This window comes from candidate division WOR-3 bacterium, assembly GCA_039804025.1.
Lineage (GTDB): Bacteria > Hydrothermota > Hydrothermia > Hydrothermales > JAJRUZ01 > JBCNVI01.
In genome coordinates this window covers 37123-58583 of record JBDRZP010000005.1, presented here as the reverse complement: position 1 = coordinate 58583, position 21461 = coordinate 37123, and the positions used below count along the sequence as shown (strand labels likewise).

Sequence of the window (21461 nt, the reverse complement as noted above, 5' to 3'; positions counted from 1 at the left end):
ATCAAATACTCCTTATAACTGAAAGGGCATACTCAATATCAGAAAAAGAAACATCCTTGTGAGTCACAAATCTTATTCTGTTTTTACCAAAGGGAAGCGCTAAAACACCTTTTTCTCTCATTCTTTTACATATTTCTTCCTCATTTCTTTCTGTATGAACAATAACAATATTGGTCTCAACATCTTCTGGATTTATATTTATCCAGGATATTTCTGCAAGACCTTCAGCAAGCTTTTTTGCATTTTTATGGTCTTCATCAAGTCTATCTATCATTTTATTTAAGGCAACTATTCCACAAGCAGCAATTATTCCAACCTGCCTCATTCCACCACCTAAAAGTTTTCTAACCCTTCTTGCCTTTTCAATAAATTCTTTATTTCCACATAAAACTGAACCAATCGGGCAGGAAAGACCTTTTGAGAGACAAAACATAAGGGAATCAACATATTTCGTAAATTCCTTAACATCCCTTTTTAAAAAAACTGCCGCATTAAAGATTCTTGCACCATCGAGGTGAACAGGAATTCCATAATTTTCAGCAATTTCCTTTACTTCTTTTAAATACTCAGGGGTCAAAACCTTTCCACCCCAGTAGTTATGGGTATTTTCAAGACAGATAAGGGAAGTTCCGGGTGTATGCAATCCTTCCTTTTTTATGTTTCTTTCAATATCATCAGGGTCAATATAACCTCTTATGCTTTTTAAAGGTCTTGGAAGAACTCTTGAAATTTCTGCAAGATGAGCTACCTCAAAATTATATATATGGCACATTTCCTCTAATATTACCTCACTTCCTTCCTTTGTCCATACCTTACAGGCTATAGCATTTCCCATTGTGCCTGAAGGAACAAAAAGGGCGGATTCAAAACCTGTTTTTTCTGCTGCAAGTTTTTCAAGTTCCTTAACTGTTGGGTCATCTGATAAAACATCATCTCCAAGTGGAGCATTCTTAATTGCCTCATACATTTCAGGGGTTGGCTTTGTAACAGTATCGCTTCTTAAATCAACTATTTTATTCATAGTTTAAAAATAATAAGGTATTCAAGTATCATAAATAAATGAGAATAATATTTCTTGGAACTGGAACGGGTATTCCAGAAAAAAATAACTCTCCAAGTTCTTTATTTGTTGAATATAAAAATACAAAAATTATTTTTGATTTTGGTGAAGGAATAATGAAAAATCTCATAAGAAAAAATATAAGGATAAATGATATAGATGCAATTTTCCTCACCCATTTTCATATAGACCACATTATAGGTATTATTCCTCTTTTATTTGCCTTCAGGTACGAAGCAGACCCAAGAAAAAAAGAATTTTTTATTTTTGGACCATCTGGACTTAAAGGATTAATGGAAGATATTTTTAAATTATTTGAAAAACAACTTGAACCCAAAAGCTATAAATTAAAAATTGAGGAGTTAAAACCTGGAAAAGAAGTTAAATTTAAAAACATAAAAATAGAAACTTTCAAAACAAAACACAGAAATGAAAGTATTGGTTATATTTTAAATGTAAAGGGTAAAAGAATTGCTTATACTGGTGATACTGATTATGATGAAACCTATAGGGATATTATGAAAAAAGTTGATATTTTAATAACAGAATGCTCTGTACCCATTGATATTGAAAATCACATGAATCCTCAAAAAGTTTTAAAATTAATAAAAGATATTTATCCTCATGAAACATACTTAATTCATCTTTATCCTGTTATGGATAGAAAAAAATTAAAAAAATACTTTCACAATAAAATAGATAAAAAGGTAATTATCCCGCCTTTATTTCATGAAATAAAAATTTGATTTTTTAAAGGTTTTTTACATATTCTTAAAATATGGAAAAGGCATTAGAGTGTGATTTAAAATATTTTTCATTAAGTGAAATTTTACAATTAATGGAAAAATTTAAAAAAACAGGCAAGATAGAGATATCTTACAGGGATAAAAAAGGAGAAATATTTTTAGAAGAAGGAAGATGTGTGCACTCCCATTTTAGTAATAAGGAGGGTATTGATGCCCTTTATGAAATGGCTCAATTTATTGAAGGTAAATTGATATTTATCCCATCTCTACTTTCAGATAAAAAAACAATATCAGCACCTTTTACAGTATTAAGGGATGAAATTGAAAAAAGAAGTTACGAAATAAAGGGTTTAAAAGAAAAATTACCGGATCTTGATACTCGTATGGTAAAAAGTGATAAATCTCCTTCTCCAGAACTTACACTGAGAAAAACTGATTGGAAAATACTAACATTAATGGACGGGAAAAAAACTTTAAGGGAAATAATTGAACAAAGCTCCCTTGGTTTGCTTGAAAGTTACAAAAGCTTAGTTTATCTAAAGGAAAAGGGACTTATTGTTGATCCAGAAGAAAGTAAAAAAGCAAGAGAAAATTTAACAAAATTTCTAAATGAATGGTTAAAAGAATTGTCAGGAGAAATAGAAAGTGAAATTAATAAACAGAGTGAATTTATAATCGAAACAATTAAAAAAACAAATCCTGAAATAGGAAATTCAATAAGCTTCAAAAAGGAATTTAAAATATCAGAAAATATTAATTTATCCTTTAAAGATATAGAGGAAATAAAAAGAAAACTTGATGAGATATTTTTGGGAAAACTTGAAGAAATATTTGGTAAAATCCTTGCAAGAAAAAAATATGAAACATTAAAGAAAAAATTATGAAGGAATTAATTGAAAAATTGAAAAAAGAAGTTAATAATTTAAAAGGAATTGTAATATGTGATCTTAATAAAGAAGAAATTATTGAAAGAGAAGGAAGAACAGAACTCTTTGAGGATGGAATACTTTTGATAGGTTCAACTGCAAAACTTGCGCTTGAGAAAAACATAGGAATGAATAAGTTTGATATAATTGAAATAGAACTTAAAACAGGAGAAAAAATTAACTTATTTATGAAGGAAAACCTTTTAACAGGTGTTATTGGTGAAGAACTTGATTTAAATAAAATAAAAGAAGTGATTACAAAATTTGAACCCCTTAAAGAAATAAAGGAGGAGAAAAAACCTGAAGAGGAAATAAGAGAAGAAAAACCGGAAGAAAAAGTTCCAGAAACAGAAAGAAAGGAGGAAATTAAAGAATATATTCCCACACCTGAGGAAAAAATAGCCTTAAATAAAGTGGAGCAGATAAATGAATTAATAAAAGAATTTGCTCCTGGTGATGAAATAAGGTGGGCAAAAGTGGCAATTGCTAAAATAAAAGATACTTCCCCTGAACTTGCCCGTGTTATTTCTCAGGAGGAGAAAGAAATTAAAATAAATCTCCCCTTTAAAGAAAAAATAAATGAAGAGGAAATTAATAAGGCTTTCAGGGCTGTAATTGATATAATATGGAAAATGGCTGTATCTAAATACGGTGTTGAAGAAGCAAGAAAAAAGGTAAAAAAAGTGGCTGAAAAATTAAAATTAATATAATGGAAAATTTAAAATTTGCTTCAATCCTTGAAAAAGGTAATTTAACCCTTTTAAAAGGAGAATTAAAAGAAGAATATAGAAGAATTATAATTGCATTAAAAGAAGCCTGGGATTTTTCAGGACTTACAATCCAGAATTTAAAAATAGTTTTCAATGATGAAACATTAATTTTTAAGGAAGAAAATATGGATAAAATTCTTATTCTTTCCGGTAAAGGAGAGATTGATGTGGAAAGTGTAGAAAAAGAACTAATGGAGAAGGTAAAGGAACAAAAATTTATAGCAAAAGAAGTTCCCGAAAAAGCTCCTGAGAAAAAGGAAGTAGAGATTATTGAAAAACCACTTGATGAAGAAATTTTCGACAATGCTTTTGAAATTACAGTCAAACATTTATCCTTATTTGGCGAAATGGTATTTGATAATATAATTAAGGAAATGAAGATAGATAAGAAAAACTGTCCCCCGAGATTATTCAGAAGGTTTTTAAAAAAGCTTGAAGAGTCAGCTCAGATGATTGTTGGTCCTTCAAAGGCTAAGGAAATGTCAAAGGAAATTGAGTCTCTATTAAAATGAAAATTCTTAACCCAAATTTAATTGAAGAGGATATTTCCCTAAGCGAACTTTTAAGGCCAAGGAAACTAAAGGAATTTATAGGGAAAGAAAAAATTAAAGAAAATTTAAAAGTATTTATTGAGGCAGCAAAAAAAAGAAATGAACCACTTGACCATGTTATTTTTACCGGTCCTCCAGGACTCGGAAAAACAACTTTATCTCATATAATATCTTATGAAATGGGAACAAATATAAAGCTCGTATCAGGACCTGTTATTGAAAGACCTTTTGACCTTGCAGGAATTTTAACAAATTTAAATAAAGGTGATATTCTCTTTATAGATGAGATTCACAGATTACCAAGAAATGTTGAGGAGTATCTTTATTCTGCTATGGAAAACTATGAAATTGAAATAATGGTTGATAAGGGACCAAAAGCAAAATCAATAAAATTAAAATTAAAACCCTTTACTCTTATAGGGGCAACAACAAGAATGGGGCTCTTAACAAGTCCCTTACAATCAAGATTTGGAATTCAGATAAGGATTGATTACTATGAGGTGGAAGAATTAAAGGAGATAGTTAAAAGATCTGCTAAAATTTTAAATATAAAAATTGAAGAAGATGCTGCCTTTGAAATTGCAAGGAGAGGAAGGGGAACACCAAGAATTGTTAATAGACTTTTGAAAAGAGTTAGAGATTTTGCTGATTATAAATTAAAGGAAAAAATTGATCTCGAAATTACAAAATATGCTTTACAAAAACTTGAAGTTGATGAACTCGGACTTAATGAAATGGATAAAAAAATCTTATTCTGTATTTATGAAAAATTTGGTGGTGGACCTGTTGGCCTTAAAACAATATCTCAAGCTGTAGGAGAAGATGTAGGAACAATTGAAGAGGTTTATGAACCTTTTCTTTTAAGAGAGGGATTAATAGAAAGAACTCCAAGAGGTAGAAAATTAACAAAAAGAGCATTAAAACACTTAAATATAAAAGAAAATACAATATTTGAAAGATTATGAAGGAAAAAATTTTAAAAAACTTTTTTTATGGATTTAGAAAAAAATTATTTTTAACCTTTTTCCCATACACCCTTATTATAATAATTTCCTTTGCTCTGTTTTTCCTATTTTATATGCGGGATACAGCAAGAAAAAATATTATAAGTTATTCTGACACCCTTGCAAAAATTACAATTGAAAGAATAAAACTCTCCCTTTTATTTGAAGATTCACTTCTTATAAAAAACATTTTAAAGGAACTCATTAAAAATGAAAATATAATATACATAGCAGTTTATTCAGGAGATTCTTTAAAAAAATTTTATGAAGTAGGAGAAGAACCTAAAAAAGCACATTTTGAAAAGCAAACAGGTAAGGATTGCATCACCTGTCACAGAAAAAAAGAAAAAAATGTATTCTCAGAAAAAGAAAAATATCTTGATATGATATATCCAATAGTTCCACCTGAGGATAAATCTCCTATAGGATTTTTAAGACTTGTAACAAGCAAAAAAGATATTGTAGAAGCAGAAAAAAGAGCTAGTTTCGCAGCTTTTATCTTTTCAATCATTTTCCTCATGGTTGGCGGATTAATTTCCTTTATCCTTTCAATGATACTTATAAATCCAATCAACATATTTAAAAACAAATTAAAAGAAATTGCTGAAGGTGAAGCGGACTTAAGAGTTACAATTAAACTTGACGGGAAAGATGAATTTTCTGAAATGGCAATTTTCTTCAATGAATTCATAAACAAATTAAGGATTAATGTATCAAAAACCCTTGAAACATCAGAAAAGATTAGAGAATTTTCAGAAAACATTTCAAGTGCAACTCAAGAATTGACAGCATCATCAAATGAAGTAACAGATACAGTTCAAAAAATGGCCTCCCTCGCCTCAGAAACTGCATCAAGTGTTATAGATGCTTCAAAATCAGTTAAAGAAATTTTAGAGCTTTCTCTTTCAACATCTGAAGAATCAAGGGAAATGGAGGAATTGGAAAAAGACGCACTTCTTTTTACAAGAAAGGGAAGAGAAGTTTCAGAAATGGTTATGCAGAAATTAACTGAAATGCAAAATGATATAACATCTTTAAGAAATAATATTGAAACCTTATCGCAAATGTTGAGGGGAGTAAGAGAAATAACTGAAAGTATTCAAGGGTTTATGAAAAGGACTAATCTCTTATCTTTGAATGCTTACATAGAAGCTGCAAGGGCTGGAGAATATGGTAAAGGTTTTGCCATAGTGGCACAGGAAATAAGAAAATTGGCCGAAGATTCAAGAATTTCTTCTATAAAAATTCAGGAAATAGTGGAAAACATAAATCAGGGTATGCAAGAAACTTTGAATGCAATGAAAAAGGTAAATGAAACCCTTTTAAGTTCAAGAGATATTATATTTGATGCAGTTTCTCAACTTAAAAAAATAGCTGACCAGACTGAGGAAGCAATGGAAAGAACAAGTAAAATTGCTAAACTCTCACAAAAGGAAAGGGAAGAGATTGAGAAACTTGCTAAATTTATGGATAGAGTGGGTGAAATGTCAGAAAGTGTATCTGTATCCTCTGAGCAGATAGCTGCAAGTATGGAAGAACAACTTGCATCAATGGAAGAAATAACTGCAACAGTTTCGGAACTCGGGAAACTCGGTGATGAACTTAAACTTCTTCTCGGTAAATTCAAAGTTTAAAAAAATCCTTTTTCTTTTTACTATTTTTATTTCATGTAAAAAAGGAATATTAGAGAATTTTTATTTTGAATATTATGACCTTGAAGGTAAAGCTGAGTATTTAAATGAAAGGGGAGAAATTGGATTAATTTACCCAATAAAGGACACATTAAAAGAAGAGGAAAAGTTTAAAAAATTTATTTTTCTTGATGAAACAAAAATTTTAAAAAGGAAGGGAAATTTATTATATGAATTAAAAAAAGTAAAATTCTATTTTCAGGATATTGTAGTTGATGAATTTATGGTCCCATTTCTTGATATTTTACCGATTGAAGGAGAAAAAATTAATTTTAATTTCAGCAAAAAATATTTAATGGGAAGTGATACACTTATATATAAATTTGACAGGTTAATAAGAATAGAAAAAGAAGAAGAAAATTTTACAGCATATCTTTTTGATACTGAAATAAGTATTTTTGAAAATAACACCACAATAAAAAAGGACTCTTTTTCTCTCACACTTGAAGCTCAAAAACTTCCTAAAACAATAAAAAAAGGAGGGAAAACATGGAAGAGAAAAAATTAAGAAAAACTCCCTTCTATGAATTTCATATAGAAAGTAAAGCAAAAATGATTCCCTTTGCAGGATACGAGATGCCGCTTCAGTATGAGGGAATAATAAAAGAAGCAATCCATACAAGAAGAGTTTTATCAATATTTGATGTATCTCATATGGGAGAAATTGAAGTTGAGGGAAAAGATGCACTTAATTTTTTATCCTATATAACCTCAAATGATCCCTCAAAATTAAAATACGGAAAAGTCCAGTATTCCATACTTTTAACTGAAAGGGGAACCTGTGTAGATGACCTTTTAATTTACAGGATGGAGGATAAATTTCTATGTGTGGTAAATGCAGCAAATAGATTTAAAGATTTTGAGTATATGAAAGAAATGAGTAAGAATTTTAAAGATGTTTTAATAAAGGATAGATCAGATGAAATTTTTCAACTTGCAATTCAGGGTCCAAGAGCTCAACCCTTTGTTGAAGAATTTTTTGATAGGTCCTTTTCTGATGTTAAATTTTATACTTTCCTTGAAATAAATTTTATGAATAAAAAACTGATTTTATCAAGAACAGGTTATACAGGTGAGGATGGTTTTGAGATATACGGTGAAAAAAAATTTGCTCTTGATTTTTTAAACGAAATATTAAAAAAGGGAGCAAAGTTTAACTTAAAACCAGCAGGACTTGGAGCGAGAGATATATTGAGATTGGAAATGGGTTATCCTTTATATGGAAATGAGTTAACAGAAGATATAACACCAATAGAAGCAGGTCTTGAAAAATTCGTAAAAATTGAAAAGGAAAAATTCCTTGGAAAAGAAATTCTTGTAAATCAAATGCAGGGTAATATTGAGAAAAAATTAATAGGTCTTGTTTCTGATGAGATGAAAGGTGTTCCACGAAAAGGTGCTGAGGTATTTTATAAATCTGAAAAAGCTGGTTTTATAACCTCAGGAGCTTATTCCCCATTCTTAGATAAAAATATAGCACTATCTTATATTAAAAAAGAGTTTTTAAATTTTTCAGAGTTTGATGTTTTGATAAGAGATAAAAAAATAAGATTTGTAAAAGAAAGTTTTCCCTTTGTAAAAATTACTTCAATCAAAAGATGAAATTTTTTAAAAAGAAAGAAGATATAAAATCACTTGAAGTATCAATAATAGGGGGTCCTTTAGCAAGATACAGTATTCCAAAGGATATGGAAATAGATAAAAATTTAAAATTTGCTCTTATAAAAATTGAGGGAGAAGAAAAACCAATTTATGTAAAAGTAAGAGGAATTTCAGAAAAGGAATCAAAAATTAGATTGGTACACATTTCTCCCTGTGAAGATAAAGAATTAATTAAACTTTTTAGAAATATGGTTTACGGAATTCTATTTGAAGAAAAAATAAGAGACATAAGAATAGTTGATATTGAACTGGATAGAGAAAAAGGTATTATAAAATTTACCTTCACAGCTGATAAAAGATATGACCTATCTAAAATTGCTCCAATTATAGCAAAAAAATTACATTTACATACTGAATTCAAACAGAAGGGAACAAGGGATTATGCAAGGGAACTTGGAGGAATAGGAAGGTGCGGAAGAATTTTATGTTGTGAAACATGGCTTAAGGATATACCTCCAATAACAATTGATATGGCGAGGAAACAGTATATTTTCACTGCACCTGAAAATTTAACTGGAATCTGTGGTAGGCTTCTGTGCTGTCTTAGATTTGAACTTAATGTATATGAGGAACTTTCAAAGGGAATGCCAGAAATAGGAAGAGAAATCTTTACAGAAAAAGGTATGGCAAGGGTTTCAGATATTAATATTTTTAAAAGAGAGTATAAACTAAGCTTTGAAGATGGATCTGAGGAATGGGTTAAAATTGAAGAACCTTAAAAAGGAGGGAAAAATGAAACCAGAAATAAAAAATGAGCTGCCAGGTAAAAATGCAAAAAAATGGCTTACAAAGGATAAAAAATTTATCTCCCCTTCTTATACAAGAGTTTATCCATTAGTTGTTGAAAGGGGAGAAGGGGTATGGGTCTATGATGTTGATGGGAATAAATTTTTAGACTTTAACGCAGGAGTTGCGGTTTTAACGCTTGGGCATTCCCATCCTGAGGTTATAGAAACTGCACTTAATCAGATGAAAAAACTTATACACTATTCTGGAACAGATTTTTACTATTCTTCTGAAATTAAACTTGCTGAAAAACTCGCTGAAATTACACCAGGAGCTAAAAATAGGAAAATATTCTTTTCTAATTCAGGTGCAGAATCAGTGGAGGCTGCAATTAAACTTGCAAGATACTATACAAATAGACCCTATATACTTGCCTTTTACGGTGGATTTCATGGAAGAACAATGGGAGCTCTCTCTGCAACTGCAAGTAAAACAATACATAGAAAAAGATTTTTCACCCTTTTCTATGGAACAGTTCACGCACCTTATCCTTATTGTTTCAGATGCCCCTTTAACCTTAAATACCCGGATTGCAATTTTGCATGTATAAGTTTTATTGAAGAAAACATTTTTTCAAGACTTGTAGACCCTGAAGAAGTTGCTGCTTTTATTATTGAACCAATTCAGGGAGAAGGTGGTTATATTCCTGCTCCAGAGAACTATTTTAAAGAACTAAAAAAATTAATTGATAAATACGGAATACTCCTAATTGTTGATGAGGTTCAAAGTGGAATGGGAAGAACAGGTAGATTTTTTGCCATAGAGCACTATGATGTAATACCCGATATTATAACCCTTGCAAAAGGAATAGCTTCAGGATTCCCACTTGGAGCCTGTATTGCAAAAAGTGGCATTATGAACTGGCCACCAGGAACTCATGCCTCAACCTTTGGTGGTAACCCTGTATCCTGTGAAGTAGCTTTAAAAGTTATTGAAAAACTTGAAAATGGCCTAATGGAACATGTGAGCTCCCTTGGAGATAAAGTTTTAAAAGACCTTGAAAAATGGAAGGAAAAATACGAAATTATCGGAGATGTGAGAGGAAAGGGATTAATGATAGGTCTTGAAATTGTAAGTGATAAAAAAACACTTAAAAAGGACAAAACAAAAAGAGACCTTATAGTTCAGGAATGTTTTAAAAAGGGACTTTTAATCTTACCAGCTGGTGAAAATGTTTTAAGAATATGCCCACCCCTTATAATAAAAGAAGAAGAGCTATATACCGGAATTGAAATACTTGAAAATGTTATTAAGGAAGTATCGTATAAACCAAAAAAGTTAAATAAGACATAGGAAAACCTCTAATAAAAAAAGAAAAATAGAAATAAAAAGGAAATTTTTTTTAAGATTTATTGAAAAAAGCTCTTTTTTATCCTTTATAAAAATAAAATTACTACTCAATTCATTAATTTCTGAAATTGAAGGAAGTGAAGGTGGATTTACCTCAAGTATAATCTCTTTGTTTTTACCTCTAAGATAATAAATTCCCCTTGATAGAGGTTTTAAAAAAATTTCTCTACCCTCATAATCAAAAATTTTTTCTTCCTTTGAAGTATAAAGGGAATATTTATCTTCATCTAAATTTAAAACTAAAAAACTACTTTCAGGAATTGAAAATTTTTTTGTTACAAAAAAATTTACAACCTCATAAAGAAGTGTGGCAAAATCCGGATAATATACAAAATTTGTATAATTTTCATCAGGATAAAATCCTGCTAAACACAGATTATGAGTAAGGGAAAAAATATTATAATTAAAATCCTTTATCTTAAAATTTTTATCACCTGAGATAACAAAAAATTTTTTGAAATATATTTTTTGATTTAAACTTGTAACATTATTTAATTTACCCCCTAAAATTATTCCTTTCTTTTTCAATAATAACTTCAATTCATCAATTAAAGTATCAGGGAAAATTATTAGGTTTTTATTTTCTGAAATGAGTTTTTCAATAAGTTTTATATCTTTAATTCCAATCACAATAAAAACTTCTTCTTCTCCTTTTTTCATTGCCTCAGAAAATGCAGTTATGTATTTATTATTACCTATAATTTTTATTTTTGCTCCTTTATTTTTTTTAACGTAAAAAAATTTTTCGTTATCATCAGGATAATCATCTTTAACATCAATTTTTATAAAAACTGGATTCCAGTCTGAGGTCAAATTGAATCTAAACAAATTATCTCCCTTTTTTATATTAAGTTCTTCTCTTAAAATCATATCCCTTTCGTGATAAATTTCAAGTGGAATATTTGAAGTATCAAAATCAGAAGAAATTACAATATACATACCTTCATAGTCATCAATTATATCTTTTATTTTTATGTTTTTAACCTTTTTTTCTCCAATCAGATAAATTCTTTTATCCTCTAAAATTGAAAGTTTAATTAAAGCAGTATCAGGGAGAGGTCCTAAAAAATAAATATTTTTTACTTTTTTATCATTTAAAAGAGAATCAATTTTAGAAAAGGGAATTTTTTTAACATTATAATCCTTTAACTTTTTTTTATAAAAGGGATGTTCAAAATAAACAATATGATCAAAAATTCCGTATTTTGATTTAATAATAGGCTCACTAAAAGAGAGTATAACAAAAAAAATTACAAGAATTCTTAGGATAAGAACTAAAATATCCTTTATTTTTCTTTTTTTTCTTATTTCCTTTTCTTTTTCAAAAATAAAAACCCAGGGATATAAAATTTTTGTTATTCTTAACTGTAAAAGAAGATGAATTACAAGGGGAATTAAGGAAAAAGGTAAGAGTAAAAGTAAAAGAGGTTTTAAAAATATCATAAAGATTTAATAATCATTAATAAATTCTTCTCATAGGACTCAAAGGTATTTATATTAAAATTCTTTATACCTCTCTTTAAAATTTCTTCATTTAGATTTTTTTCAAATTCAGATAATTTTTTTTTAAAATCTTCCCATAATTTTCTTTCATCAATAACAAGTTCATTTTCTGTTTCTAAATCTTTTAAAATAAAGGGGGGATTTTTATAAAGATTAAATTCTTCCTCTGAAACAAGTCTTATTGAGTAAACCTTGTTATTCTTTGCTTTTAAGTATTTTAATCCTTTCACAAATTCATAGGGTTTGTGGTAATAGTCAGTAAAAAGAAAAATAATACTTCTCTTTTTAATTATCTCAATAAGATAAGGAAAAATTTCATCTGGTTCTGTTTTACCCTCTGCTTTCAATTTTTCAAGAACATCTCTAATTTTTTCTAAATTCCCTCTTTTTGTTGAAGGAGGTATAAAAAATTTCTCTCTATCAGAAAAAACAAAAAGGGAAGGTGCATCCCTTTGAAGATGAAAAAGATATGAAAGGGACAAAATTAAAACCTTTGCATATTCAATTTTAGGTGGCGCTCCATAATCCATTGATTTAGAAGAATCGAGCAAAAAATAAACATTTGAATTTGTTTCCTCAGAAAATTTCTTTGTATATAATCTTTCTTTCCTTGCAAAAACCTTCCAGTCAACCATCCTTAAGTCATCACCCAGAGAATATTCTCTATGTTCAACAAATTCTGAGGAATATCCATGCAGGGGACTTTTGTGAACACCAAGTAAAATTCCTTCTAAAAGAGCTTTTACCTTTAATCTCAAGCCTTTTAAATTTTCAATCCTCTTTAGCTCTTCTATCATAAAAATTCAGTAATTTTTTCAACAATCTCTTCAGGAGATAAAATAAAATCAGATATATCCTTCACTGCACATGGCATTCCATAAATGAGAGAGGTTTCTTTATTCTGAGAAATTATTATTCCTCCCTTTTCTTTAATTTTTTTTGCACCCTCACTTCCATCCTTTCCCATTCCTGTTAAAATTATTCCAATTGAATTTTCTCCGTAAATTTCTGCAATAGCTGAAAGAATATAATCACCACTCGGTTTTACTCCCCACTTAGGTTCTTCATCAATTAAATCTATAAATATTTCTTCTTTTATCTTTTTTAAACTCATATGAATTCCACCTGGTGCAATATAAATGTATCCCTCTTTTACTTTTTCTTTATCCCTTGCTTCAAAAACTTTTTTTCCTGTGACAATTTTAAGTCTTTCAGCAAAAAGGGATGTAAAACTTTTTGGCATGTGCTGGACAATAAAAATTGGAATTTTAACCTTGGGAATATTTTTTAAAATAAATTCAATAACAGGAGGACCACCTGTTGAAGAAACTATTCCAATTGCATTAACCTTTTTAACTTTTACTTTTTCTTTTATTTCAACTTTTTTAAACTTAAATTTTAGTATTTCTGGATTGACATTTTTAGCAAGTTTAATTTTTTCATAAAGCTCAATTTTTATCTTTTCAATATCCATTGAAATAGAACCAGAAGGTTTTGTCACAAAATCAAAGGCACCCTTACTCAATGCAGAAAGTGTTACCTCTGCACCTTCTTTTGTATAGGCAGAAAGCATTATACAGGGAACAGGGTTTTCACTCATTATATGTTCAAGAACTTCAATTCCACTTAAACCTGGCATCTCATAATCAAGAGTAACAACATCGGGTTTTAATTTTTTAACAAGTTCAATTGCTTCTTTTCCGTCCTTCGCAGTTCCAACAACTTCTATATCACTGAAGGAAGATAAAATATCACTTATAAGTATTCGCATTAAATAGGAATCATCAACAACAAGAACCTTTATCTTATCTGAGGACAAGTTCCTTATCCTTCCTTTTCACAACAATTTTTCCCTCGCTTACATCAAATATAACAGATCTTCCTTCATTTCCACCAACATCTTCTTTTACGATTTTTATATCAAGTCTCATAAGAACATTTCTTGCCTCCAGAACATTTCTGGCACCAATTGACCAGGGAGAAGTGGAAATAGGAGAATCAAATATCGTTGCACCACCTATTAAATAGGCTTCAAGATTTTCTTTTTTTGCCCCTATATGCTCCATTTCTTTAACAATCTGGGGAATTGCCTTATTAACATACCTGTAACCAGGCGTATTATCATCTAATCTTTTTGGAGCAGGAAGCATGGAATGCACAAATCCTCCAATTTTGTTTTCTCTATCAAAAAGTATTAGTACTATACAGGAACCAACTCCTATTGCTTTAAGCACACCCTCACCTTTTAAAACCTTCCCTTCACCTATCCCAATAAAATATTCGGGTTTCATATTTTTTCTAACTTAAAGGATTTATATACTTTTTAATAGCCTCCCTTGCTGGTTCAAAGTAAGGATTTATTTCTATTATTCTTTCAAATACTTTTTTAGCTTCATCAATTTCACCCTTTCTTATAAGAGCTAAGCCATAAAGATAAAGAATATCTTCTGAATCAGGTGATTTTTCTTTGGCTTTTTCTAACAAAGAAATAGCACTTTCATATTCTCCTCTTTCAAATAGAATTCTCGCCATACCTGATAAGACTTCAGGAACTTCAGGGTGAGTTTCCATATATTTTTTTAAATAAATTTCTGCCTCTTCAAAATTTTTGTTACCAATAAGAGTTAAACCGAGCAAAAGATAGCCTTCCTCCAGCTCATAAGATTTTAACACTTCTTTCAATATCTTCTCCGCCTCTTTATATTCCCCCCTTAAATAAAAGGATTTTGCAGTTTCAAATTTTCTCAAATTCTCCTCCCTTTTAACCACCTCTTCCATTTTTTCTTTATAAGAAACTAATCCCTCAGTAAATTCTTTCATCTTTAAAAAGAGTTCATTAAGCACTTCTCGTTCCCTATCTAAATTACTCATTAATTCAGATATTTTACTTTCAGACAATTTAGTTATTTCTTCAAATTTTTGTTTTTCAGAATCAAGAATTTTTGTTAAGGCTGATTCAAAATATTTCATAAATTCATTCCTTTCCTTAACAAATTCTTCTAAAATTTTTTTAAAATTTTCATAGTTATTATTTAAAATTTCCTGAAAATAAGCCTTAAATTCCTCTAACCTTTTACTTTCTTCCTCTTTTGAACTTTTAATGTAATTAACTATATCCTCTGAAAATTTATATAAAATTTTTGCAAGGGAGACCTGCATAGTGTTAAATTTCTCTTCAATTGAAGACACCCTTTTAATTCCTTCTTCCCTTGTTTCTTTTATAAGATCATATAAAGCCTTCATATTCTCATTTAAATTAAAAGTAAATTCATTAATATTTTCTTTTAAGACTGTATAATTAAAATCAAAAGCAACACCACACCTTCCATCCCTGAAAAGGAAACACTTTTCCTTCTGACAAGGAACTTCCTTTAATATTAAAATTTCTTCACCATTTTCCTTTTTTTCCCAGATTGAATTTGACAAAAAGGGACATATTTCCATTACTTTCCTCCTTCCATAGGTATAATTTTAAGGCTCTAAAAGGGGCAAGGGAAAATTTCTCCTACTTTTTAAAAATCTAAAAAATATTTTCGGGTCTCTTAAAAAAATCAAATTAAAATAAGATTCACCTAAAGTTTCTTTTTTCTTTTTATCTTTAAAGTATTTATTCCATAAATTATCAAGAATATCAAACCTTTTATTTTCAGAAATAACCTTAACAAACTCCTTCCATATAAAAGAGAGCTCCTCTTTTTTAAAAACAATCAATTTTTCAATTAAATTCTTAAAGTAATCAAGATTTTTTTCTTTCATTGAAAGCTCTTTTAAAACAAAAATTTCTGTATCAATATCCTTTATCCTCTGCGCACAGGTATTTATAAGTTCATAAAGCTCTCTATCGTAATCAAAAGCCTTTATTCCCTCCTTTATTATTGCATAAAAAGTTCCCTCCAGTTTAAGTTCCATTATATTTTTCAATTCTTTCTTAAATTTTTCTACATCTCTAAACTTTATTGAAAGAATAAGGGATAACCCTTTTCCCTCAGGTATAAATTTCTCCCATTTATTTCTTCTTTTTTCTACTTCTTCAGGATATTTTTCGAGTGCCTCCTGATAAAGGTATATTGAGCCTTTATCATCTCTTTCAGCGAGAAAATCTGCATAGGTAAAAATAAAATCCTTTTCCCTTACTCCTTTTAAAAAAGCATCACGCATAACATCATAAGATTCCTTTGGGAACTTTTCAATAAACTCTTTCTCTTTAAGTAGTTTAAAAAATTTATTAAAATCTCTAAATTCCCTTTTAAGAATAAAAAATAAAAGTTTCGCCTTTGCTTCATCTTTTCTAATTCTTTCATAGGAGAAATTTTTTATATCTTCCAAAAGATCATAAAGTCTCTCATTCAATGCAAGTTCATAACTTTTTATTAATTCTTCTTCAAATTCTTTCCCCTCTTCATAATTAAGTTTTGCTAAATAATATAATAGATAGGGGTCTTTCTGTGTATCAGGATAAATGTTCAAGAAAAACTTAAATTCATCCTTTAACTCAGGGTTATCTTCAAAAAATTTAAGGAGTAAATCTCTATTTTTCTCTTTTTCCAGTAAATTTAATGAAAATTTATAAAGGTCAATTTCAGGAAAATAGGGAAATTTTGTCTCAATTGTTAAATATATATCTTTTATTTTACTTATTAGTTTTGGAGAACTCAAAGCAAGCATAAAATAGTATCTTACTGCTTCAAGAGGCTTTGAAAGTAAAAGAGCAAGTGAACCGAGAGTTTGATAAATAAAAGGGGACTTATCATTTTTTTCCTCCTCCTTGAGAAATTCATAAAGAAAATAGGGGTCAAATTTTTTCTTTTCCTTTAATAAAATTTTAATAATTTCCCTTGCTTTATCTTTTTCACCCCTTTTATAAAGTATAATGGATTCAAGAGAAATAACATTATTCAACATCTTCTCATCCTTTATTTCTTCTTTTAAAATACTTATAAACCTTATAGCCTCCTCAAATTTGTTCCAGAATAAAAGGGTATTTACATATATAAAAATTAAGGTGGGGTCTTTCTTTTCTTTCATCTTTTCTGTAACAACTTTGGAAATTTCAGGGAGAAGTTTTTTATCAATCATTGCCTTTTTTAAATATTTTGAACTCTCTTCAAATTTACCCATTTCAAGAAGTATTGCTCCCTTTAAAAAATTGTATTCAGGTATATCCTCTCTAAATATTCTTTCAACTATATCCTTTACAAATTTTTCTCCTTCTACATAGGCTTTATAAAGTTTTATTGCTCCTTCTTTTAAATTTTTCTTTCTAATCAGGGATAATCCCTCAACAACAAGATATTTTTTTGAAAATTTATCCTTTTCTTTATTTAAGAAATCAATTATTTTATCATTAAAATCTTTATGTATTTCTCCAAACTCATCAAGTAAAAGTAAAGCATAATCTGAATAATTTGGAAATTTTTCCAAAAGATTTTTTATTGAATCAAAAAATTCTTCATTTTTTTCTTGAATTTTTATTTCAGCATCAAAGAGTAAGCCTTCTGGAATATTTAAAAGAGAGTCCCTTTTCCTCTTAAATTCTTTTAAAATTAATTCTCTATTAAAATTTTTTCTCAAAAGATACCTTAAAATATTAATTCCATCTTTATACTCACCATTTCTAACAAGAGAAGAGCCAAGGGAAAAAAGAAAAAACTCTGATTTTATATTTCTCTCTTCAGAAAAATCCTTTAATATATTCAAAACATCAATGTCACTTAAATAATCAGGGTTATTTTCGTATAAAAATTTTAAATTCTCTTCAATTTTCTCTTCCTCCATCTCAAGTAAAATTCTAAAGGCTCTTGCTGAAAAGGATTTTAAAAGGGTTTCCCTTAAAGTTATGATGCTTTCACCTTTTTTAACTCTTATCTTAAGAAATTCTGCTGCATCTTCAGTCTTACCAAGTTCTTTTAAAATATCAGAAACAATAGAAACTTCCTCATCATCTAAGTTTTCCCTTTTTATATCCTTAACAATGTTATAGGCATAATTTAAATCTAAGTTCTCTTTATTTTTAAGTGATTCTCTTAAAAAAATAAGTCCTCTTTTCCTTTCCCCTTTAAGAATTAAAAGGTTAGAAAAGAGAAGTTTAAAATAAGGGTTTTTGGGATTTCTTTTTTCAAATTCGCTAATTAAATAAGGGAAAAAGGATTCGTCCTCCAAAAGGTCATCAATGTATTCTAATGCTTTATCTTCATCTCCTTCAGAATAATTTATAAGAAAATTTGTGAAACTGGCATACTTTCTAATAAAGCCCATATTCTGAATCCTCAAAATTTCTTTTCTTAAAAAATCTTCTTTATCTTTAAATTTTTCATATATTTCAAAAAGTTTTAAAGAAGCTTCAATGTATTTTTTTGAATAAAATAAAAGAGAATAAATAAACATTTGAGATACAAATTCATCTTTTTCAGAATGTTTTTCAAAAAAATGCTTTTTCTCTCTTTCCGGGATAAGGGGGAATAAATTTTCAATCCTTTCAAGCTCACCCTCTGAAATAAATTCAAGTAAAACTTGCTCCCTTAATAATATTTTATCCTTTTCCTCACCACCAAAATGAGAAACCATATGTTCAAGAACTCTTTTTTTCCTATCAGGGAAATTTTTTATAAGTAAAAAATGACCCACTGCTTCTTTATAATTTTTCAAAAGAAGAGCAAGTTCAAGACTTACTTCAAGAAGATCAGGGTCTCTTGGTGAAGTTTTTAAAGCCTTTTTACACAAAGAATAGCCCCTCTCCCATTTACCCTCTTCCATCAATCTTTTCGCTTCAGAAGCTGTTTTCTTAGGGTCTAAAGCAAAAAAGGGAAGCATACCTTATCTTCTTCTCATTCTTTTCATCTTTATTTCCTCGTATTCTACAACAAGTGCAGCAACAATAAAAATTGATGAATAAGTTCCAACAATTATACCTATCAAAAGAGCAAGAGCAAAATCAAAAAGAAGTGGACCACCAAGAAATAAAAGGACAATCAAAACAAGAAGTGTAGTTCCCCCTGTTATAATTGTTCTTGATAACGTTTCATTTAAACTTCTATTTGCAATATCAATAAATTTACCCTGTCTTTTCTTCAAATTCTCCCTTATTCTATCAGAAATTACAATTGAATCATTTATAGAATAACCAACAATTGTTAAAAAGGCAGCTATTACAGGAACAGTTATTTCTCTTGAAAATAAAACAAAAACACCGAGAGTTATCATTACATCATGGAAAAGAGCTATAATAGAACTTACTCCAAAGGGAAGATTAAATCGGAAAGCTATATAGATAAGCATTAAAACCATTCCTATTAAAACAGCATAAATTGCTCTTAATCTTAATTCAAATCCAACTCTCGGACCTACTTTTTCTGCTCTTTCTATTTCTATATTAAGCTTAAGTTTTTTATTTAAAAACTTAACAAGTGAATCTGCTTCTATATTTTCATAATATTTAATTATATGCTCCCTTAAAGTTATTTCCTGTATTTCAGCTCTTGCAAGCTTTATCTCTGAAAGAGCATTTCTCAAATCAGAAGTCTTTATATCTCTATCAGTATGAATATGTAGTAAAGTTCCACCGAGAAAATCTATACCGTATTTGGGTCCTTTAATAAAAAGAAGTAAAATAGATAAAAGAACAAGAAAACCTGAAATTGCAAGAAATATTCTTCTTTTTGAAAGAAAATCTATATTGGGTGTTTTAAATAATTCCATTTATAACCTCCTTATATAGGTAAACTTTTTACTTTTTTAACAATAACAAAGTAATCAAAAATTGTTCTTACAACAAAAACAGCTGTAAAGAAAGAAGTTGCAATCCCAAGGGCAAGAACAAGACCAAATCCTCTTATTGGACCTGTTCCAAACCATATAAGCACAAGTGCTGAAAAGATTGTTGTAAGGTTTGAGTCAAGTATTGTAATAAGTGCCCTTGAAAAACCTGCATCAACTGCAGCTTTAAAGGATTTACCAAGTCTCAATTCTTCCCTAATCCTTTCATAGATTAAAACATTTGCATCAACTGACATACCAATTGTAAGAATGAGACCTGCTATACCCGGTAAAGTAAGGGTCCCTTTAAAAAGGGAAAGAAGAGAGAGGATTATTATTAAATTCAATATAAGAGCAAAATCAGCAACAGCTCCTGCAAATAGGTAATAAATAGCCATAAAAATCATAACAAGTAGACCACCAAGAATAGCACTCTGAATACCCCTTCTTATTGAATCCTTTCCAAGTAATGGACCAACTGACCTTTCCTCTTCTATGTCCACAGGAGCTGGTAAGGCACCTGCCCTTAAAATAACTGCCAGGTCTCTTGCTTCATCCATTGACTCAATTCCTGTAATCTGGGCATTACCTGTTGGTATTTTCTGGGCAATTCTTGGAGCAGATTGAACAATTGAATCAAGAACTATCGCAAGCCTCCTTCCTACATTCTCACCCGTAACTCTTGCAAAATCTATTGTGCCCCTTCTATCAAAGGAAATATTTACAACTGGTGTATTCTGAAGAGCCGGGTCAGTTCCCTGATAAACTGATTGCCTTGCATCTTTTATATACTCACCCTTTACATCTGGATTTTTATTTAACAAAAAAATTGACCTTAACTTTTTCCCTTCAACTTCAAAAGATTTACCAAAGAGAAAAATTTTATCCTTTGGAATTAATTTTTTAACTTCCTCCCTTTTTATTATTTTTTTAATTGAATCAAGATAAATTTCTTCAAAAACTATATCCCCCCTGTATAAAAATAAAAGTGGTTTTAAAGGTGAATTTTTATTACCCCCTTCTATTTCTAAAAGAGATTTATCAATATTATCAAGAACTCTCTTAGCACTTTCAATATCCTCAACTAAATGAAAAGTTAAAACTGCTGTTTTTCCGATTATTTCCCTTGCTCTTTCTCTGTCCATAACACCAGGCAACTGAACCATAATCCTATCTTCACCTATAGGCTGAATAACTGGTTCAAAAACACCCCACTGGTCTATTCTGTTTCTTATTATTTCAAGGACCCTATCCCTTGCTTCTTTAACTTTTTCCTTTTCCGGTGGGTTAACTTTCAAAACAAGATACATACCTCCTATAAGGTCAAGACCAAGTGAAAGAGTTCTTCTTAAAAGTTTTCTTATCTCTTCTTTTGGCTTTTTTTCAAGTTCGGATTTGGGTATTGAATAATATTGTATTGTAGGGAAAAGAGAAATAATGGAAAAAAGAAGAACACCCAAAATAATTAAAAATTTAAACCTAATAGTTTTCACTTTTTTTAAAATTATTTTTTGGGAATGGAACCCTTAAGAATATAGTGTATGATTAAGAATAAAATTATAATAAAAAAGATAATGCTTTATCAACATTTAAACTTGAAAAAAATTAAATAAAATCATATAATTTTAAAAAATCTTTCCGCGGAGGGTTCAAATCCGGC

At 29.3% G+C, this 21461-nt stretch carries 19 protein-coding genes; 10 read left to right on the top strand and 9 right to left on the bottom strand.

From position 1 onward, the window contains the following. Position 1: 1 nt before the first annotated feature. Positions 2-1021, bottom strand: a complete 1020-nt coding sequence (locus tag ABIN73_02980; GenBank protein ID MEO0268685.1) for a GntG family PLP-dependent aldolase — start codon at positions 1019-1021, stop codon at positions 2-4. 38 nt (positions 1022-1059) lie between these two features. Here ABIN73_02980 and ABIN73_02975 point away from each other — a divergent pair, with 38 nt between their 5' ends. Genes ABIN73_02975 through ABIN73_02930 form a run of 10 tightly spaced genes read left to right on the top strand, consistent with a single transcriptional unit; the run spans position 1060 to position 10489 of the window. Beyond that, positions 1060-1806 carry a ribonuclease Z gene (locus tag ABIN73_02975; GenBank protein MEO0268684.1) on the top strand — a complete coding sequence of 249 codons (747 nt, stop codon included), beginning with the start codon at positions 1060-1062 and terminating at the stop codon, positions 1804-1806. A 32-nt stretch (positions 1807-1838) separates the two neighbouring features. Further along, positions 1839-2690 carry a DUF4388 domain-containing protein gene (locus tag ABIN73_02970; protein ID MEO0268683.1) on the top strand — a complete coding sequence of 284 codons (852 nt, stop codon included), beginning with the start codon at positions 1839-1841 and terminating at the stop codon, positions 2688-2690. Beyond that, positions 2687-3442 (top strand): hypothetical protein, encoded by a 756-nt coding sequence (locus tag ABIN73_02965; GenBank protein ID MEO0268682.1) that lies wholly within the window; start codon positions 2687-2689, stop codon positions 3440-3442. Before ABIN73_02970 ends, ABIN73_02965 begins: the two co-directional genes overlap by 4 nt. After that, entirely contained in the window at positions 3442-4014 is a 573-nt protein-coding gene (locus ABIN73_02960; protein ID MEO0268681.1) for a hypothetical protein, read from the top strand. The genes ABIN73_02965 and ABIN73_02960 overlap by 1 nt, the downstream gene beginning before the upstream one ends. Then, positions 4005-5018: a Holliday junction branch migration DNA helicase RuvB gene (ruvB, locus tag ABIN73_02955; protein ID MEO0268680.1), complete on the top strand. Its 1014-nt coding sequence runs from the start codon at positions 4005-4007 to the stop codon at positions 5016-5018. The genes ABIN73_02960 and ruvB overlap by 10 nt, the downstream gene beginning before the upstream one ends. Then, positions 5015-6691 (top strand): methyl-accepting chemotaxis protein, encoded by a 1677-nt coding sequence (locus ABIN73_02950; protein ID MEO0268679.1) that lies wholly within the window; start codon positions 5015-5017, stop codon positions 6689-6691. The genes ruvB and ABIN73_02950 overlap by 4 nt, the downstream gene beginning before the upstream one ends. Then, positions 6654-7256 (top strand): hypothetical protein, encoded by a 603-nt coding sequence (locus ABIN73_02945; protein MEO0268678.1) that lies wholly within the window; start codon positions 6654-6656, stop codon positions 7254-7256. Before ABIN73_02950 ends, ABIN73_02945 begins: the two co-directional genes overlap by 38 nt. Then, positions 7238-8350 (top strand): glycine cleavage system aminomethyltransferase GcvT, encoded by a 1113-nt coding sequence (gene gcvT / locus ABIN73_02940; GenBank protein MEO0268677.1) that lies wholly within the window; start codon positions 7238-7240, stop codon positions 8348-8350. Before ABIN73_02945 ends, gcvT begins: the two co-directional genes overlap by 19 nt. Then, entirely contained in the window at positions 8347-9129 is a 783-nt protein-coding gene (ricT, locus tag ABIN73_02935; GenBank protein ID MEO0268676.1) for a regulatory iron-sulfur-containing complex subunit RicT, read from the top strand. Before gcvT ends, ricT begins: the two co-directional genes overlap by 4 nt. Positions 9130-9142: 13 nt before the next feature. Then, entirely contained in the window at positions 9143-10489 is a 1347-nt protein-coding gene (locus ABIN73_02930) for an acetyl ornithine aminotransferase family protein (protein MEO0268675.1), read from the top strand. Here the strand turns inward: ABIN73_02930 and ABIN73_02925 are convergent. From ABIN73_02925 to secD, 8 genes are read right to left on the bottom strand one after another with little or no spacing between them, the layout of a single operon-like run. Then, positions 10475-11989: a BatA domain-containing protein gene (locus ABIN73_02925; protein MEO0268674.1), complete on the bottom strand. Its 1515-nt coding sequence runs from the start codon at positions 11987-11989 to the stop codon at positions 10475-10477. The genes ABIN73_02930 and ABIN73_02925 overlap by 15 nt on opposite strands. After that, positions 11986-12846: a DUF58 domain-containing protein gene (locus ABIN73_02920; GenBank protein ID MEO0268673.1), complete on the bottom strand. Its 861-nt coding sequence runs from the start codon at positions 12844-12846 to the stop codon at positions 11986-11988. The genes ABIN73_02925 and ABIN73_02920 overlap by 4 nt, the downstream gene beginning before the upstream one ends. Next, positions 12843-13868, bottom strand: coding sequence for a chemotaxis response regulator protein-glutamate methylesterase (locus ABIN73_02915; protein MEO0268672.1), 1026 nt, complete (start codon positions 13866-13868; stop codon positions 12843-12845). The genes ABIN73_02920 and ABIN73_02915 overlap by 4 nt, the downstream gene beginning before the upstream one ends. Continuing rightward, the gene (locus ABIN73_02910; protein ID MEO0268671.1) at positions 13855-14340 is read right to left on the bottom strand and encodes a chemotaxis protein CheD; all 486 of its coding nucleotides are present in this window, start codon (positions 14338-14340) and stop codon (positions 13855-13857) included. Before ABIN73_02910 ends, ABIN73_02915 begins: the two co-directional genes overlap by 14 nt. Positions 14341-14347: 7 nt before the next feature. Next, a complete protein-coding gene (locus ABIN73_02905) occupies positions 14348-15493 on the bottom strand; it encodes a tetratricopeptide repeat protein (GenBank protein ID MEO0268670.1) in 1146 nt (381 codons plus the stop codon). Positions 15494-15520: 27 nt separating this feature from the next. Continuing rightward, the gene (locus ABIN73_02900) at positions 15521-18859 is read right to left on the bottom strand and encodes a hypothetical protein (protein ID MEO0268669.1); all 3339 of its coding nucleotides are present in this window, start codon (positions 18857-18859) and stop codon (positions 15521-15523) included. 3 nt (positions 18860-18862) lie between these two features. Next, positions 18863-19744 carry a protein translocase subunit SecF gene (gene secF, locus ABIN73_02895; protein MEO0268668.1) on the bottom strand — a complete coding sequence of 294 codons (882 nt, stop codon included), beginning with the start codon at positions 19742-19744 and terminating at the stop codon, positions 18863-18865. A gap of 11 nt (positions 19745-19755) precedes the next feature. Further along, positions 19756-21294 carry a protein translocase subunit SecD gene (gene secD / locus ABIN73_02890; protein MEO0268667.1) on the bottom strand — a complete coding sequence of 513 codons (1539 nt, stop codon included), beginning with the start codon at positions 21292-21294 and terminating at the stop codon, positions 19756-19758. Positions 21295-21461: the final 167 nt, after the last annotated feature.

Coding starts and splice junctions, on each gene's coding strand:
- ABIN73_02975 (MEO0268684.1), top strand. CDS start 1,060: ATGAGAATAATATTTCTTGGAACTGGAACGGGTATTCCAGAAAAAAAT.
- ABIN73_02930 (MEO0268675.1), top strand. CDS start 9,143: ATGAAACCAGAAATAAAAAATGAGCTGCCAGGTAAAAATGCAAAAAAA.
- ABIN73_02905 (MEO0268670.1), bottom strand. CDS start 15,493: ATGGAAATATGTCCCTTTTTGTCAAATTCAATCTGGGAAAAAAAGGAA.
- ABIN73_02965 (MEO0268682.1), top strand. CDS start 2,687: ATGAAGGAATTAATTGAAAAATTGAAAAAAGAAGTTAATAATTTAAAA.
- ABIN73_02950 (MEO0268679.1), top strand. CDS start 5,015: ATGAAGGAAAAAATTTTAAAAAACTTTTTTTATGGATTTAGAAAAAAA.
- gcvT (MEO0268677.1), top strand. CDS start 7,238: ATGGAAGAGAAAAAATTAAGAAAAACTCCCTTCTATGAATTTCATATA.
- ABIN73_02900 (MEO0268669.1), bottom strand. CDS start 18,859: ATGCTTCCCTTTTTTGCTTTAGACCCTAAGAAAACAGCTTCTGAAGCG.
- ABIN73_02960 (MEO0268681.1), top strand. CDS start 3,442: ATGGAAAATTTAAAATTTGCTTCAATCCTTGAAAAAGGTAATTTAACC.
- ABIN73_02970 (MEO0268683.1), top strand. CDS start 1,839: ATGGAAAAGGCATTAGAGTGTGATTTAAAATATTTTTCATTAAGTGAA.
- ABIN73_02920 (MEO0268673.1), bottom strand. CDS start 12,846: ATGATAGAAGAGCTAAAGAGGATTGAAAATTTAAAAGGCTTGAGATTA.
- ABIN73_02925 (MEO0268674.1), bottom strand. CDS start 11,989: ATGATATTTTTAAAACCTCTTTTACTTTTACTCTTACCTTTTTCCTTA.
- ABIN73_02910 (MEO0268671.1), bottom strand. CDS start 14,340: ATGAAACCCGAATATTTTATTGGGATAGGTGAAGGGAAGGTTTTAAAA.
- ABIN73_02945 (MEO0268678.1), top strand. CDS start 6,654: ATGAACTTAAACTTCTTCTCGGTAAATTCAAAGTTTAAAAAAATCCTT.
- secF (MEO0268668.1), bottom strand. CDS start 19,744: ATGGAATTATTTAAAACACCCAATATAGATTTTCTTTCAAAAAGAAGA.
- ricT (MEO0268676.1), top strand. CDS start 8,347: ATGAAATTTTTTAAAAAGAAAGAAGATATAAAATCACTTGAAGTATCA.
- ABIN73_02980 (MEO0268685.1), bottom strand. CDS start 1,021: ATGAATAAAATAGTTGATTTAAGAAGCGATACTGTTACAAAGCCAACC.